The 15,450-nt window shown below is 49.9% G+C and carries 9 protein-coding genes; 2 read left to right on the top strand and 7 right to left on the bottom strand.

Annotation, left to right across the window (positions count from 1 at the left end; all coding sequences use genetic code 11):
- Positions 1–65 precede the first annotated feature (65 nt).
- Positions 66–1,808 carry a DUF885 domain-containing protein gene (locus ACP7H9_RS09270; RefSeq protein ID WP_439222613.1) on the top strand — a complete coding sequence of 581 codons (1,743 nt, stop codon included), beginning with the start codon at positions 66–68 and terminating at the stop codon, positions 1,806–1,808.
- A 274-nt stretch (positions 1,809–2,082) separates the two neighbouring features.
- On the opposite strand, the gene ACP7H9_RS09265 is transcribed toward ACP7H9_RS09270, so the two are convergent.
- The 5 genes from ACP7H9_RS09265 to ACP7H9_RS09245 all read right to left on the bottom strand — a co-directional run bounded on the left by ACP7H9_RS09265 (position 2,083) and on the right by ACP7H9_RS09245 (position 9,803).
- Positions 2,083–2,415: a hypothetical protein gene (locus ACP7H9_RS09265; RefSeq protein ID WP_114981853.1), complete on the bottom strand. Its 333-nt coding sequence runs from the start codon at positions 2,413–2,415 to the stop codon at positions 2,083–2,085.
- 11 nt (positions 2,416–2,426) lie between these two features.
- Positions 2,427–2,687 carry a type II toxin-antitoxin system Phd/YefM family antitoxin gene (locus tag ACP7H9_RS09260; RefSeq protein ID WP_114981852.1) on the bottom strand — a complete coding sequence of 87 codons (261 nt, stop codon included), beginning with the start codon at positions 2,685–2,687 and terminating at the stop codon, positions 2,427–2,429.
- Positions 2,688–2,952: 265 nt separating this feature from the next.
- The gene (gene acnB / locus ACP7H9_RS09255; RefSeq protein WP_011233729.1) at positions 2,953–5,541 is read right to left on the bottom strand and encodes a bifunctional aconitate hydratase 2/2-methylisocitrate dehydratase; all 2,589 of its coding nucleotides are present in this window, start codon (positions 5,539–5,541) and stop codon (positions 2,953–2,955) included.
- Between the two features lie 141 nt (positions 5,542–5,682).
- Positions 5,683–8,736: an efflux RND transporter permease subunit gene (locus tag ACP7H9_RS09250; RefSeq protein ID WP_110013596.1), complete on the bottom strand. Its 3,054-nt coding sequence runs from the start codon at positions 8,734–8,736 to the stop codon at positions 5,683–5,685.
- Entirely contained in the window at positions 8,736–9,803 is a 1,068-nt protein-coding gene (locus ACP7H9_RS09245) for an efflux RND transporter periplasmic adaptor subunit (RefSeq protein WP_439222612.1), read from the bottom strand. The genes ACP7H9_RS09250 and ACP7H9_RS09245 overlap by 1 nt, the downstream gene beginning before the upstream one ends.
- A 106-nt stretch (positions 9,804–9,909) precedes the next feature.
- Here ACP7H9_RS09245 and ACP7H9_RS09240 point away from each other — a divergent pair, with 106 nt between their 5' ends.
- Positions 9,910–10,788: a LysR family transcriptional regulator gene (locus tag ACP7H9_RS09240; protein ID WP_011233726.1), complete on the top strand. Its 879-nt coding sequence runs from the start codon at positions 9,910–9,912 to the stop codon at positions 10,786–10,788.
- Positions 10,789–11,077: 289 nt separating this feature from the next.
- On the opposite strand, the gene ACP7H9_RS09235 is transcribed toward ACP7H9_RS09240, so the two are convergent.
- Positions 11,078–14,179 (bottom strand): efflux RND transporter permease subunit, encoded by a 3,102-nt coding sequence (locus tag ACP7H9_RS09235; RefSeq protein WP_439222611.1) that lies wholly within the window; start codon positions 14,177–14,179, stop codon positions 11,078–11,080.
- An 8-nt stretch (positions 14,180–14,187) separates the two neighbouring features.
- Positions 14,188–15,429, bottom strand: a complete 1,242-nt coding sequence (locus tag ACP7H9_RS09230; protein WP_273024561.1) for an efflux RND transporter periplasmic adaptor subunit — start codon at positions 15,427–15,429, stop codon at positions 14,188–14,190.
- Positions 15,430–15,450 lie beyond the last annotated feature (21 nt).

Genomic DNA, 15,450 nt, shown 5'->3' with positions numbered 1-15,450 from the left:
ACATTAATTAGCGTAAGAGGCATTATAGAATGCCTGTATTCGTTATGACACCGCAAGGAAAAATCATGCGCAATCTGATACTTATTTTTGGTTTGCTGGGCGTTACTGCCTGCACCACCACAGCTGATAACCAAACCCAGCGTAGCAGCACACAGCAACTGAGCCCTGCTGCCGAGTTTCATCAGCTGGCTGACACTATCTGGGAAGAACTGAATAAGTCCAGCGATACTGAGCTGACCGATATGTCACCGGAGGCGTTAGAAAAACGCTATCAACAACGCTCAAAGTGGCTCGAACAGCTTAACGCCGTTAACCTTAACGCGCTTAGCCGGGATGACCAAATTAATCATGCGATGATCCATTATACGTTAAAAAATAAAGTAGATGAGTATCGTTTTAAAGCACACTACATGCCATTGACAGCAGAGGGTAGTTTCCATAGTTCTCTTGCTTTTATGCCATCGTACACCTCGTTCTCTTCGGCTGAAGATTATCAGAATTACATTGCGAAACTGCGTTCCATTCCTCGTTACATGGAACAACAAACGCATTGGTTGCGTAAGGCGATAGAAGAAGGTTATACCCAGCCAGCTGCCGCAATGGCGGGCTTTGAAGAGAGTATACTGGCCTACATTGTACAGGACGCTGATCAAAGCGTTTATTTCTCGCCATTTTCTCAGCAGCCAGGTTTTGTTGATAGCGAGCAATGGGAACAGTTGAAGGAAGATGCCCTGACCGCTATTGATGACCAGGTTATGCCGGCCTACGACGACTACTTTAACTTTATGGTCACTGAGTATCTGCCTAACTCTCGTGAGAGTGTTGGTGCCAGCGAGCTACCAAACGGCGATGCTTTCTACCAGAACAGAATTAAACACTACACCACGCTGGATATGAGCGCTGACGAAATCCATGAAATTGGATTGCAGGAAGTTGCGCGTATTCGCGGCGAGATGCTGGAAGTTATTGAAGAAACCGGTTTTGACGGTAACTTTGACCAGTTTGTCGACTTTTTACGTACAGACGACCAGTTTTATCCGGAAACTGCAGAAGAGTTATTGGAATATGCCGCCTGGATAGCAAAGAAAATGGACGGTGAACTTCCGAAGCTGTTCAAAACTTTGCCCCGCCAGCCTTATGGTATAGCTCCGGTGCCGGCTGAGATCGCCCCCAAATACACAACCGGCCGTTATTCAGGTTCAAGCCGTGACGACCGCGCAGGTTTCTACTGGGTAAATACCTACGCACTGGACCGTCGTCCGCTGTATCAGATGGAAGCTTTAACTCTGCACGAAGCCGTACCAGGGCACCATTTACAAAGCGCGATAGCGAACGAGCTGAAAGACTTACCGGAGTACCGCCAGCAAACTTATATTTCAGCTTTTGGTGAAGGCTGGGGTTTGTATTCCGAATACCTAGGTCTGGAAGCTGGCTTTTATGAAGACCCTTACAGCAACTTTGGTCGTTTAAGCTACGAAATGTGGCGTGCGGCGCGTCTGGTAGTTGATACCGGTATGCATGCTAAAGGCTGGAGCCGTGAACGGGCAATGGACTTTATGGCCAACAACACCGCGTTGTCACTGCATAACGTGAAAACCGAAATTGACCGTTACATTACCTGGCCTGCGCAGGCACTTTCGTACAAGTTGGGCGAACTGACCATTAAGCGTTTGCGTGCAGAAGCCGAGCAACAGCTGGGTGATAAGTTCGATATTCGTGAGTTCCACGATGCGGTACTGGAAAACGGCAGCGTGCCACTGAAAGTACTAGAACAACACATCAACGACTGGATTGCTGAGCAGAAATAAAACAGAACCCCCGCTATCAGGAAGACGCCTGCAAGTACGTCCCTGTAAGGCTTGACTGGCGCCATCCATGGCGCCAGACACTTCCTGATAGCGGGGATTCTATTTGTTTATTTCTACCGTCTACAAAACCATCCATGGTGCTGCACACCTCCACATGAGGCCCTGTAACCATTGGACGCGCTCACGACTATTCCTCCCCGCGTTAAGTTTTGTAGCCTGACGTTCTACGTCAGGTGAGGTGTTCGACTATCTCACCTGATGCATTAGCATCAGGCTACCAAATTGTTATTTGATAAAGCAGATCTTGAGTATTCTGTTTCTGTCGTAGAAAGGCCATGACATAGCTCACCCGAGCTTTTTCATCTAAGCGAAATAAAATTTTATAGTTATCCACGAGCACCACTCTATAATCAACTATGCCTAGTGTTTCAAGCTCATGGGAAACAGGGAATTGCAGCGGGTTGTCACTTAGCTTACTTACCGAAAAATCAAGGAGCTGTTCACCTAATCGAATGGTTTCTTCTTGACCAAGAAACGCTTCCATGTAGCGAGTTAAAGTAGCCAGTGTTTTATAACTAAGCTCAGTGAAATAAACATCGTAGTTCATAAATGATATGGCTAAAGCTCAAACTTCTTTGTACTGAGTTCACGCTCTAGCCTTTCTTTTGCTTCGCTAAGGGATAGCAAATTCTGGTTGCGAATATCCCTTTCAGCCAGGTTCATCAGTTTAAGTGTCGCAATAGCCTCATCGCGCTGTCGAGCACTCGCTTCCGACTCAATCCGGTAGACAGGCTTGCCGCCTTGAGTGACCACAATAGGCTCTTCCACATCCAGCGATGCTGCATTTTGCTTAATGTAACTGATGGTTTTTATCTGCATGATTCTCTCCCGACTGAACAGTCTAAATATAGACCACTAATAGACCATAAGACAAGTTAAGTATCGTACCTGATGTGAACATCAGGCTACTGAATATCGGACACAAAAAAACCGCCGAAGCGGTTTTATAAATTGCTAATGAGTGCGATCAACGGTTGCGAGGACTCTTAACGAGGTGTGCAGCGCCATGGATGGCGCTGCCCAAGCCCTACAGGGAAGTACTTGCGGGCGTCCTCGTAAAGAGTCCTTGCAACCTAAGCACTCATTAAGCCACGTTGATGGTTGGGATGATGTTTTCCTTGGCAGCTTTTTCTGCGTCGCGGAAGGCATCCATCTGGTCGAAGTTCAGGTATTTGTATACTTCGCCAGCCATCGAATTGATGTCCTGTGCGTACTCCAGGTATTCTTCCGGAGTTGGCAGACGACCCACAATTGCACCGACAGCGGCAAGCTCTGCAGAAGTCAGGTAAACGTTAGCGCCATCACCCAAACGGTTCGGGAAGTTACGAGTTGAAGTAGACAGTACCGTTGCGCCCGGTTCTACCCGTGCCTGGTTACCCATACACAGCGAACAACCCGGCATTTCGGTACGAACGCCATTACGCTCATAAATGTCGTAATACCCTTCAACTTCCAGCTGCGCTTTGTCCATTTTCGTTGGTGGTGCAATCCACAAACGGGTATTTAATGGGTCAGAGTTTTTCTCTAACAATTTACCCGCCGCACGGAAGTGACCAATGTTGGTCATGCACGAACCAATGAAGACTTCATCAACGTTGTTACCTGACACTTCGCTCAGGAACTTCGCGTCATCCGGGTCGTTCGGGCAGCAAACGATAGGTTCTTTAATGTCGTTCAGGTCAATTTCGATAACCGTAGAATAGTCGGCATCTTTGTCGGCACGCGTTAGCTGCGGGTTCTCTAACCATTCTTCCATCTTACGGGCACGACGCTCCAACGTACGCGCATCGCCGTAGCCTTCGTTGATCATCCAACGCAGCATAGTGATGTTTGAACGCAGGTACTCGGCAACCGACTCTTCAGACAAATCGATGGTACAACCGGCCGCTGAACGCTCAGCAGAAGCATCAGACAATTCAAATGCCTGCTCAACGGTTAAGTGATCAAGACCTTCAATTTCTAAGATACGACCTGAGAAAATGTTCTTCTTGCCACGCTTATCAACGGTCAGGTGACCTTCTTTGATAGCGAATGCAGGAATGGCATGAACTAAGTCACGCAGGGTGATACCCGGCTGCATTTCACCTTTAAAGCGCACCAATACAGATTCAGGCATATCCAGCGGCATAACACCGGTAGCTGCAGCGAACGCGACCAGACCAGAGCCTGCCGGGAATGAAATGCCCAGCGGGAAACGCGTGTGCGAATCGCCACCAGTACCAACTGTGTCTGGCAACAACATACGGTTCAACCAGCTGTGGATGATACCGTCGCCAGGACGCAAACTTACGCCGCCACGGTTCATGATAAAGTCAGGCAAGGTGTGCTGAGTTTCAACGTCAACGGGCTTAGGATAAGCGGCGGTGTGGCAGAACGACTGCATAACTAAGTCTGAGTTAAAACCAAGGCATGCCAGGTCTTTTAGTTCGTCACGAGTCATAGGACCGGTAGTGTCCTGAGAGCCGACAGTGGTCATCTTAGGTTCGCAATAAGCGCCCGGACGAACACCTTCCATACCACAAGCTTTACCGACCAACTTCTGCGCCAGCGAGAAACCTTTACCGCTGTCTGCCGGTTGCTCTGGCTTACGGAATAAGTCTGATGGACCCATGCCCAGAGATTCACGTGCTTTTTCTGTCAGGCCACGACCAATGATCAGGTTAATACGGCCACCGGCACGGACTTCATCTAAAATTACGCGAGACGCATAATCGTATTCAGCGATAATTTCGCCGGCTTCGTTCTCGATTTTGCCTTCGTATGGGTAGATAGTGATGACATCGCCCATGTTCATTTTTTCAACGTCGGCTTCAAACACCAACGCACCTGCGTCTTTCATGGTATTGAAGAAAATCGGCGCAACTTTAGATCCGATGCAGATACCGCCGGCACGTTTGTTCGGTGTGCCCGGCATGTCTTCGCCAATGTTCCACAATACGGAGTTGGTTGCCGACTTCCGTGAAGAACCGGTACCCACTACGTCGCCAACGAAGGCAACCGGGTGACCTTTTTCTTTTAATTCTTCAATTTGCTTGCCTGCATCGGTAATGCCTTCGCGTGGCATTTTGTACATCGCTTTAGCATGCAAAGGAATGTCCGGACGAGACCATGCATCTGGTGCCGGAGACAGGTCATCGGTATTGGTTTCGCCAGTCACTTTAAAGACAGTTGCTTTAATGGACTTAGCCAGCTCGTCGCTGTTGGTAAACCATTCAGCATTGGCCCAGGATTCAACCACTTCTTTCGCCAGCGCGTTACCGGCTTTCATTTTCTCTTCCACGTCGTGGAAGGCGTCGAACATTAAGATGGTTTCTTTCAGTTCTTTTGCCGCCAGTTCAGCCAGCTGAGAGTCGTCCAGCAATTCCACCAAAGTGACGATGTTGTAACCGCCGTGCATATTGCCCAACAGCTTCACTGCGTATTCTTTACTCACAACCGGACTTTCAATTTCGCCCTTAACAACGGCGCTTAAAAAGCCTGCTTTAACATAAGCCGCTTCGTCCACACCAGGTGGTACACGCTCGGCTAACAGCTCGACCAGAAAGTCTTCCTCGCCTGCTGGAGGATTTTTCAGTAATTCCACTAAATCGGCTACTTGCTCGGCATTTAATGGCTTCGGAGGGATGCCTTCTGCGGCGCGCTCTTCTACGTGCTGACGATATTCTTTAAGCACTTATAGTACCTCTCATTTGCTTGCATGAATTCTAGACGGTTCACTAGTGCGGCGCATTATACGGATTTTACTGTTAAATTCCCATGACACGGGGCTATAAAACAGATAATTCAGGGTATAAATGGGGTGAATGCGCCCGGGTTACGGGCGCGGTACTCGTTGCACTATGGCGTACATGACAGGCACAACAAACAAGGTCAGCAAAGTGGCAAAACCGAGACCAAACATGATGACCGTTGCCATGCTGGCAAAGAAGTCATCGAACAGCAGCGGGATCATCCCCAAAATGGTGGTGGCTGCCGCCATGCCTACCGGACGAACACGGCTAACCGCAGCATCGCTTAACGCTTGGGTTGCTTCTTTACCGGCGTCAAGCTCAGCATTAACCTGTTCCAGTAACACCACACCGTTTTTAATCAGCATGCCGGAAAGGCTGAGGAAGCCGAGTAACGCCATAAAGCCAAAGGGTTTATCCAAAAGCAAGAGCCCAACAGTCACACCAATAATGGAAAGTGGTACGGTCGTCCACAACACAGCGGCCTGACGAATGCTGTTAAACAGCAGCACGGTGATAATAAACATCACCAGAAAACCTAAGGGCAAGGCACCAAACAACGCTTTTTCGGCTTTACCGGCGGCTTCATGCTCGCCGCCCCAGGTTAATTCGTAACCTAGCGGCAAGTCGATACCCTCAAGCTTAGGCCGGACCCGCTCAAATACTTGCGCGGCCGTTTCCTCACCCAGTAAGTCGTGATCGGCCATAACAGTGAGTGTTCGCTTACGGTCACGACGGAGTATTAAAGGGTCTTCCCAAACCACATCAATTGAACGCGCAACTTGAGCCAAAGGTACAAAACGGTCGAACGCCGGACTGTAAATTTGCAGCTCCTGCCAGTTGTCTAAATCGACCCTCTCTGCCGCGGGTGCACGCTGCACTATCGGTAATAAATCGGTGCCATCGCGGTAAATGCCAATTTGCCGGCCAACAAAATTAGCCAGTAGCAGATTGTTCACGTCTTCTTTTGTAATGCCGGCGCGCCGGCCTGCCGCTTCGTCGTATTCCGGCCGCAACAATTTGGTCGGCGTACGCCAGTCGGAACGAATGTTTACTGCGCCTGAATCCTCGGCAAGAATAGCCTGGGCCTTTTTACTTAGCTCACGCAGGGTACCAATATCCGGGCCGGAAAAACGTGCTTCAATCTTTGCCGGAGTAGCCGGACCAATTTCAACCCGTATCAGTTTGTCCTCAACGTCCGGATGCTCTTCACGAATTCGCTCACGAATGTCACGCATTAACGCATCCATCGCGTCTTTGCCTTCTACCCGTACCAGCAACTGCGCATAACTTTCGTAACTTTTTTCCACCAGATACGTCAGGGTAAATCGCGGCGCGCCCTGCCCGATGGTTGTCGCAACCGAAGTGACGTCACTTTTCTCCAGAAGATAATCTTCCAGGCGCTTAGAGTCCTGTTCGGTATGACGAATGTCGGTACCCTGAGGATACCAGAGATCGACATAAAATAACGGCGTTGTCGATGGCGGGAAAAATGCTTGTTTCGCCTGTCCGAATCCAACCACCGCTGCCACCAACGTCACGAGCATTACCAGCATACTGATAATGCGGTGACGCAAACAAACAGCCAGCATTTTCTTATAGCCACGATAAACCGGATGAGAAAAGACATCGTCCTGCTCATCGCTATTACCAATGTCCTTCGCAGAGTATAAGCGGTCGGCTAAAAACGGAATGAGGGTCAGTGCAGTCACCCAACTCAGCAGCAAGGAGATCAGCAGCACCCAGAATAAACTCCCGGCAAATTCACCAGTGGCGTCTGACGATAAACCGATTGGCGCGAAGGCAATAATGCCGATAACAGTCGCTCCCAGTAGCGGCCACTGGTTTTGCTTGACCACGCTAACGGCGGCATCCACTTTACTCATGCCCCGTCGCATACCAACCATAATACCGTCGGCAATGACTATCGCGTTATCCACCAGCATGCCCAGCGCAATAATCAACGCACCGAGGGAAACTCGTTGCAGGTTAATATCTCCCAGGCGCATAAAAATGAAGGTGCCCAGCACCGTCAACAACAGTACCGTGCCAATCAGCAAGCCACTACGGAAGCCCATGGTCAGCAGTAATGCAATAATAACGATGGCCACCGCCTCTACCAGGTTCAGCAGAAAATCATTAACTGAGTTTTCAACTTGATGCGGCTGATCGTAAATACGGTCGACAGACATCCCTATAGGCTTAGCATACTCCAGCTCATCCATTCGTTTTTGCAGACGCTCTCCCACTTCGACAACATTCACGTTATCCGCAAATGACAATGCCAGCCACAAGGAAGCCTTTCCGTTATAGCGCACCACATGATCCGGAATGTCTTTGGTTTCACGATAAATGGTCGCTACATCACGCAAGTAGATACGCTGTTCAGCGCCGGGGTTACTAATAACCAGCTTTGCCATATCTTCCACATTGGCAAATTCACCGCTGGTTGCAATGCGCAATGCTTCCTGGTCAACGGTTACCCGTCCGGCGTTTGCTACGGCATTCTGAGTTTGCAGCAGCCCAGCAATACGGCTGGGGGGAACCCCAAAATTTGCCAGGCGTGAGCGCGACACTTCTACCACAACCTGCTCTTGTTGCTCTCCCGCAAGAGTGACTTTGCCTACACCATCAACTAAAACCAGTTCACGACGCAAAAAGTCAGCATAATGCTCAATATCTTTGTAGGAATAATCGGGCCCGGTAATGGCCATCATAACGCCATACACGTCAGCAAAGTCATCGCGAATAATAGGCTCGCTGGTGCCAGGAGGAAGCTGACCTTTGGTGTCGTTAATTTTACGCCGCAATTCGTCCCATATTTGGTGCAAATGCTCTTCGCGGTAGATGCTTTTCATCTCAACCGTTATTTGCGACAACCCGGGCTTGGAAATAGACTTAACGTGGTCAACGTAACTTAGCTCCTGAATCGCATTTTCCAGCTTATAGGTTACCTCTTCTTCTACCTGCTGAGCCGATGCGCCCGGGTATGGCGTAATGACCATGGCCTGCTTAATTGTGAACTTGGGGTCTTCCAGGCGACCGAGTTGAGTCAGGGCAACCAGACCACCAATTAACAGGATGAGAAATAACATCCAGCTCGTGGTTTTTCGCTCCATGCTGTATTGAGCTATATTCATTACAGACCCCGTTCACGTTGCCATTCACGCACCTGCTGATTCTCTTTCAGCTGATGAACCCCGGCTATGACGATGGTTTCACCTTCTTGCAGCCCGTCAAGTACCGTAAGGCCATCGTTGGTCATTGGTCCGACATTCACTTTACGTTTTTGCACACGCATATCGTCGTTAACAACCCAGACATAGGAAGCCTCATTTGTGTCACTAAACACCGCTTTTGCCGGCACCACCATGCCTATTTGAGAGGAACGCAGTACTTCATTAATGTCGACAATAACTGTTGCCGTCATACCCGGCAGAACATTGATATTTTGCGGTTTAGGTAGTGTGAACACGACTTCATAGGTATTAGTCGCGCCGTCCGATTGTGAATCCCACTCTTTTAAGTGAGCCGGATAAGTGAATTCCGGCGCGGCATCAAAGCGCACTTCAGGCTGGTAATCGATTTGTTTTTTGACCTTGGCAAAAAGTTTTTCCGGTACATTAATGCTGATATCAATAGCATTGCTGATTTGTAAGGTAACAATAGGCTGCTTAGCCTGCACATTTTCATAAGCTTCCACGGCCAGGTTCGCCACAACGCCATCGAACGGTGCGGTCAGTTTGGTATAGCGTAAATTCGCTTTGGCGGTTTCGTAGTTTGATTTCGCCACCGCAAGCTCTGACTCTATCTGGTCAAATTGTCCTTCCGACATGACACCTTCATTAACCAAAACTTTGTTTCGGTCGTATTGAGATGATGCCAGTTCATATTGTGCTTTCGCCTGATCGACAGCCAGTTGGTAGTCGGTTGGGTCCAACTGCGCGATGAGATCGCCCTGCTTGACTTCGGTACCCGGGCGGGCTGGTAACTCAGTAATTTCTCCGGCGACACGGAACGTCAGTTGAGCCACTTTGGCCGCCTCTACCACAGCAGGAAATTCACGTAGCCGCGGCCCGTCGGCTTCAGCCACCTGCATAAGCCGCGCGGGACGCGCCTGTTGAGTATCATTAACTTCTGCTTGTTCACTGCACGCCGCTACAACAACAGCGGCCAGAGCGATAGAAAGAGGTTTCAGCCAGCGCATGAATTCGATTCCGATATTTTCAGGGAAATTTAATTGGAATAAGTTTACCGTAAGTATAGTTACAGTTATATTGAATTAAAATTAAAAAGATAATCAGAAAAATTTAATGAATTTATCTCACCTAAAAATGATGATCACGGTAGCTAACCTCGGTAGTCTGCAAAAAACAGCCGAGCAACTCAACCGCACACAGTCCGCGGTTAGCATGGCTTTAAAAAAACTGGAAGAGAACGCGGGTTTCGCTCTATTTAACCGCGATGGCTATCGACTGGAACTGACCGAGCAGGGGCAACACTTTTTACGCCAGGCAGAAGAAGTGGTGCGCCAGCAACAGCGTCTCCAGTCGCTGGCAACACAGTTGAAACATGGGGCCGAACCCCTGCTGACACTATGCTATGACCATACCTGCGACAGTAAGCTTTGGGTGCCCAGCATCCAGCACATTCAACAGCAATACCCGACTACCGAACTGCACGTAGACGGCGAGTCACAAATGCGGGCGCTGAAGCGTATAGATAACGGCAGTGCCGACTTAGCTTTGTGCCCCTGGCTGCCTTTATTTCGTCAATATGGCGACTTTGAAACCCTGCCGGTAGCACCGTTTGAATTAACGGTTGTGATTTCAACTGCGCTAATGAAAGAGTTTGGTCGTATGCCGCAAAGCCGCCAGGATTTATTAGAGCTGCCTATGCTGGTGCCGCAAAACCTGGAGATAGGCATTAATCTGGATGCAGTACTGCGTCTGCCCAGCCAGCAGCGCATAAGGGTAAATGAGGTTAACACTCAGTTTGAATTGCTAATGGCAGGTTTTGGCTGGGGCATTATTCCTAAACACATTGCTCTGGACGCCCTTGAGCAGGGCAAGCTGGTAGAAATCAGCATTCCCGGATTCGTCCAGCAAGTGCGCCTGGAAATTCACCTAGTGCGCTCTGCAAACAGGACGTTAGGCCCGGCGGCTAATGCCATTTGGGAAAGTTTCGCCTGACGTTAATTTTGGGGGAATTGCGCGCGTGACGATCACAGCACGTAGCCTGACATTTATGTCAGGTGAGATGCCGGGCGGAAAGATCGGTGCAGTTTGCGTCAGGTGCGGTGGCAGATAGTGAGCGCGCCCGACGGTTGCGGCGAACCATTGAGGAGGTGTGCGGCGCCATGGATGGCGCTGCCCAAGCCCTACAGGGATGTATTTACGGGCGTCCTCCTCAATGGTTCCTGCAACCTCCAGCGCTCGCTATCTTCCACCTCACCTGACATAAATGTCAGGCTACTCCGCGTTATTTCCGCGCTAGATAAAACACCGCGGGGATCACTAGCATGGAAATTAGTGGTGCCAGTACCATACCACCCACCATAGGAGCGGCGATGCGCTGCATGACTTCGTTACCAACACCGCCGCCCAGCATTATCGGTAGTAGGCCGACAATAATGGTCAGCACGGTCATGGCTTTCGGTCTAACGCGCAGCAACGCGCCTTCTTCTACTGCTGCTTTTAGCTGATTTTTGTCGTATCCCACGGCTTTCCATGCGTTGTTCAGGTACAACAGCATAACCACTCCGAATTCCGCAGCGACACCGGCAAGAGCTATCATGCCGACAATAACCGCCAGTGATAGGTTGTAGTCCAACAAATAAATCAGCCATAAGCTACCGGTTAATGCTAACGGTAAGGTACCTATCACCAGTAACGCCTGCTGTAGCGAACGGAAGGTCATGTACAGTAACAACAAAATAACCAGCAATGTCAGAGGAATGATTTCTTTTAAGTCACTTTCCACTTGTTGCATGGCTTTATATTGCCCGGTCCAGCTCCAGTTGTAACCTACCGGTATTTCCAACTTATCCATAACGCCACTAACCTGGGTAATATAGTCACCAACCGTGACGCCTTTAGCCGGTTCAATAAAGACCCAGCTGCTTAAACGGGCATCTTCGCTTTTCAGCATGGCCGGTCCCTGAGTTACCCTTATATCGGCGACATCGGACAGAGTAAGCCACTGCCCGGAAGTCGATTTAACCGGCAGGGTTTTCAGCTTCTCGATATGGTCACGTTGCTCTCGAGGATAACGCAAGTTAATAGGAAAACGCTCATTGCCCTGTACCGATGTCGCTATATTTGCTCCACCAATGGCGTACTGAATATGCTCGTGGATATCTGCCTGGGTCAGGCCGTAACGAGCCGCTTGTCGCAATTTCGGCTCTATCTCAATGTAACGGCCGCCGCCGGAACGTTCCGCAATAACGGAACCGGTTGCCCCCTGTTCAGAAAGCGTATCTTCAATACGGGTGGCCAGTTTTTCTATTTCACGAAAATCACTACCGCTCACTTTAATGGCTAACGGGGTTTTAACACCAGTGGCAAGCATTTCAATGCGGGTACGAATGGGCTGTACCCAGGCATTAGTCACGCCGGGTATTCGCACCCGCTCATCCAGCTCAGCAATAATGTCATCTACCGTCATTCCTTCACGCCATTCGCTTTCCGGCTTCAGCGTAATGCTGGTTTCTATCATGGTCATTGGCGCAGGATCGGTGGCGGTGTCAGCACGACCAACTTTACCGAATACGCGCTCAACCTCGGGCTGCGCAGCAATGAACTTGTCGGTTTGCTGTAACAGCTTACCGGCACTTTCAACACTGATGCCTGGCAGTGTGGTGGGCATGTACATGAGGTCCCCCTCATGTAGCGGCGGCATCAGCTCGTAATTAAGCTGCTTATACGGGTGCCAGGCAGATGCGGTAACCAAAAGAGCCAGTACAATAATGGTTTTAGGGAACTTAAGCGTAAAAGCCAGTAGTGGACGGTAAAGCGCAATTAAACCGCGAGACAGCCAGTTCTTTTCTTCAGCGGGTATTTTACCGCGCACCAGTAACGCAATCAGCACGGGAATAAGTGTCACGGCAATAATTGCGGCAGCGGCCATGGCCAGAGTTTTGGTATAGGCTAAAGGCTCAAACAGACGCCCTTGCTGGCCTTGCAGCACAAACACCGGAACAAAGCTGACGGTAATTACCAGTAGCGAGAAGAACAGCGAAGGCCCCACTTCGCGACAGGCTTCATTAACAATTTTAAGCCGTGCCGAGCCTTTAGCCACGATTTTGTGCCGCTCCTGATAATTCTGCAGGTGCTTGTGGGTGTTCTCTATCATGACAATGGCGGCATCCACCAGCGCGCCAATGGCAATGGCGATTCCCCCCAGGCTCATAATGTTGGCGCTGATACCCAGCATGTTCATGATCCACACTGCGAACAGTACTGACAGTGGCAAACTGATAATGGCCACCACCGCTGAGCGTGCATGCCAGAGAAACAAAATGCATACCACAGCAACAAAGAACATTTCTTCAATGAGCTTAGTGGTGAGGTTGTCTGTCGATGCCTGGATCAGGCTTGAACGGTCATAGGTCGGAACTACCTTAACCCCCTCGGGCAGGCCCTGTTTCAGTTCTTCCAGTTTGTCTTTAACGGCGGCAATAGTTTGTAGGGCATTCTCTCCATGGCGCATAACCACAATACCACCCACGACTTCGCCGTCACCGTTCAGCTCGGTAATACCGCGACGCACCTGCGGCCCAATGCGAATATCAGCCACTTCTTCCAGCAACACGGTACCCTGCTGCTGTGATAACAGTGGCAATGGAATTTTTCGAATGTCTTCGACACTTTTCAAATACCCCAACCCGCGCACCATGTATTCGGCTTCACCCATTTCAATCACAGAGCCGCCCACTTCGTTATTGGCCTGCTGAATGCTTTGCTTAATTTGGTTCAGGGTGAGGTTATAACGATGTAAAGCTTCCGGCTGCACCACTACCTGGTAGGTTTCAACCATGCCGCCAACCGTGGCAATTTCTGCTACCCCCTGCACACTTTGCAGTTCCTGTTTTAAAAACCAGTTCTGCAAGCGGGTTAGTTCACCCAGATTGAGCTGATTGGTTTCATCAACCAGTGCGTATTGATACACCCAGCCAATACCGGACGCATCGGGGCCTAACTCCGGCCGAACTTGATCCGGAAGCTGGCTTTGTGCCTGATCCAGATACTCATTCACCCGGCTTCGGGCCCAGTAAGGGTCAGTACCGTCTTCAAAAATAACGTAAACGTAAGAGTCGCCAAAGAACGAAAAAGCGCGCACTGAGGTGGCTTTAGGTACGGACAGCATCACGCTCGAAAGCGGGTACGTCACCTGCTCTTCCACTACCGCCGGCGCTTGCCCCGGGTAATTGGTTTTGACGATAACCTGAACTTCCGATAAGTCCGGTATTGCGTCCAGTTTGGTTTGCTGCAGCGACTGCCAGGCCCAGAATGCAAGACCTAAGAACAGCAGCAACACCATCCACGAGTTACGTATGGAGGCTTCAATAATACGAGCTAACATAAAACCTCCTAGTGGTTATGTTGTGGCGCAGGGGCATCATCGCTGCTATCCAGACCCAGACCTTGCAAGCTGGCCTCTGAATCCAGAAGGAATTGCCCGGAAGTGACCACTAACTCACCTTCCTGCAAGCCTTCTTCAATGGCAATTTGGTTACCCACACGCAGCCCGGTCGTCACTTCGCGCACTTCAAATTCGCGCGCTCCGGATTTTACCACCACGCGGTTATTGGCACCGGTGACAATTAAGCTGGCAACCGGCACAACCACAGCATCTTTTACTGCCTCCAGTTCAATATGAGCCGTCGCCCAGAGTCCTTCACGCAGCCGATCAATAGAGTCGTTAACCGGAATACGTACTTTGATTGTCTGGGTTACCGGGTCAATTTGTGGATAAATATAGTCAATGGCGTTCATCCAGTGGCCGCCAGGGAAGTGCTCAGAAGAAATATGGGCCATTTGCCCGATTTTTAACTGTTTGCTGTAACGCGCCGGAACATCGGCAAAGAACCACAGTTGATTATCCTGCGTCAGCGTCAGCAACTTAAGCCCCGGAGACACGTACATGCCTTCCTGAATATCCAGACTGGTAATATAGCCCGACTCAGGTGCGTAGTAATCGACCACATATTCGGTTTCGCCACCTTGTTCCAGAGCTTTAATCTGCGCTTCGCTCATACCGAGCAAACGCAGACGCTGCTGGCCGCGGCGCTTAAAACTTTGCTGACTGTTACCGTTACGGATATCTGAGAGTGAATCAAGTAACTGCAGGTAGTCGTCCTGAGCCACAACTAAGTCTGGTGCATACAGGCTGTAGAGTTTGTCACCCTTCTCTACCCACTGTCCTTCAACGTCAGCATGTAATTCTTCTACCCAGCCTTCGGCGCGGCTGTGGATATGCCGCTGAGCGGACTCCTGCCAGCGTACCTGAGCCTGTGCCATAAGCTGCGGTTGCAAATCTTTGCGAACCGCTTTTGCGGTAGTTACCCGAATAGCCTGCTGACTGGACTCCGGCACGGTGAAGCTTTTTTCTCCTTCATGCTCAGAAAGGTCCTGTTTAGGCTCTTTCTCGACTAAATCCATCCCACAAATTGGGCAGGTTCCCGGCTCGTTCCGAACCACCTGACTGTGCATAGGGCACACGTACTCGGAGCTCTGCTCAAACGGGTTTTGATCTTCTGAATGATTATGATTGTGTTCCTGAGCCACAGATAGAAGTGGGATCAGGAGTAATATCGCTATCCAATAACGCATGGTATTTCCTCGAAAACAAAG

It is taken from the genome of Idiomarina sp. ST20R2A10, assembly GCF_051842345.1.
GTDB lineage: Bacteria > Pseudomonadota > Gammaproteobacteria > Enterobacterales > Alteromonadaceae > Idiomarina > Idiomarina loihiensis.
Note: the sequence above shows the minus strand (reverse complement) of the source record. Positions and strands in the feature narration are given on the sequence as shown.

Bases quoted from the DNA above. Each gene is read 5' to 3' on its own strand.
- ACP7H9_RS09270 (WP_439222613.1), top strand. From the start codon at position 66: ATGCGCAATCTGATACTTATTTTTGGTTTGCTGGGCGTTACTGCCTGC.
- ACP7H9_RS09265 (WP_114981853.1), bottom strand. From the start codon at position 2,415: ATGAACTACGATGTTTATTTCACTGAGCTTAGTTATAAAACACTGGCT.
- ACP7H9_RS09260 (WP_114981852.1), bottom strand. From the start codon at position 2,687: ATGCAGATAAAAACCATCAGTTACATTAAGCAAAATGCAGCATCGCTG.
- ACP7H9_RS09250 (WP_110013596.1), bottom strand. From the start codon at position 8,736: ATGAATATAGCTCAATACAGCATGGAGCGAAAAACCACGAGCTGGATG.
- ACP7H9_RS09245 (WP_439222612.1), bottom strand. From the start codon at position 9,803: ATGCGCTGGCTGAAACCTCTTTCTATCGCTCTGGCCGCTGTTGTTGTA.
- ACP7H9_RS09240 (WP_011233726.1), top strand. From the start codon at position 9,910: ATGAATTTATCTCACCTAAAAATGATGATCACGGTAGCTAACCTCGGT.
- ACP7H9_RS09235 (WP_439222611.1), bottom strand. From the start codon at position 14,179: ATGTTAGCTCGTATTATTGAAGCCTCCATACGTAACTCGTGGATGGTG.
- ACP7H9_RS09230 (WP_273024561.1), bottom strand. From the start codon at position 15,429: ATGCGTTATTGGATAGCGATATTACTCCTGATCCCACTTCTATCTGTG.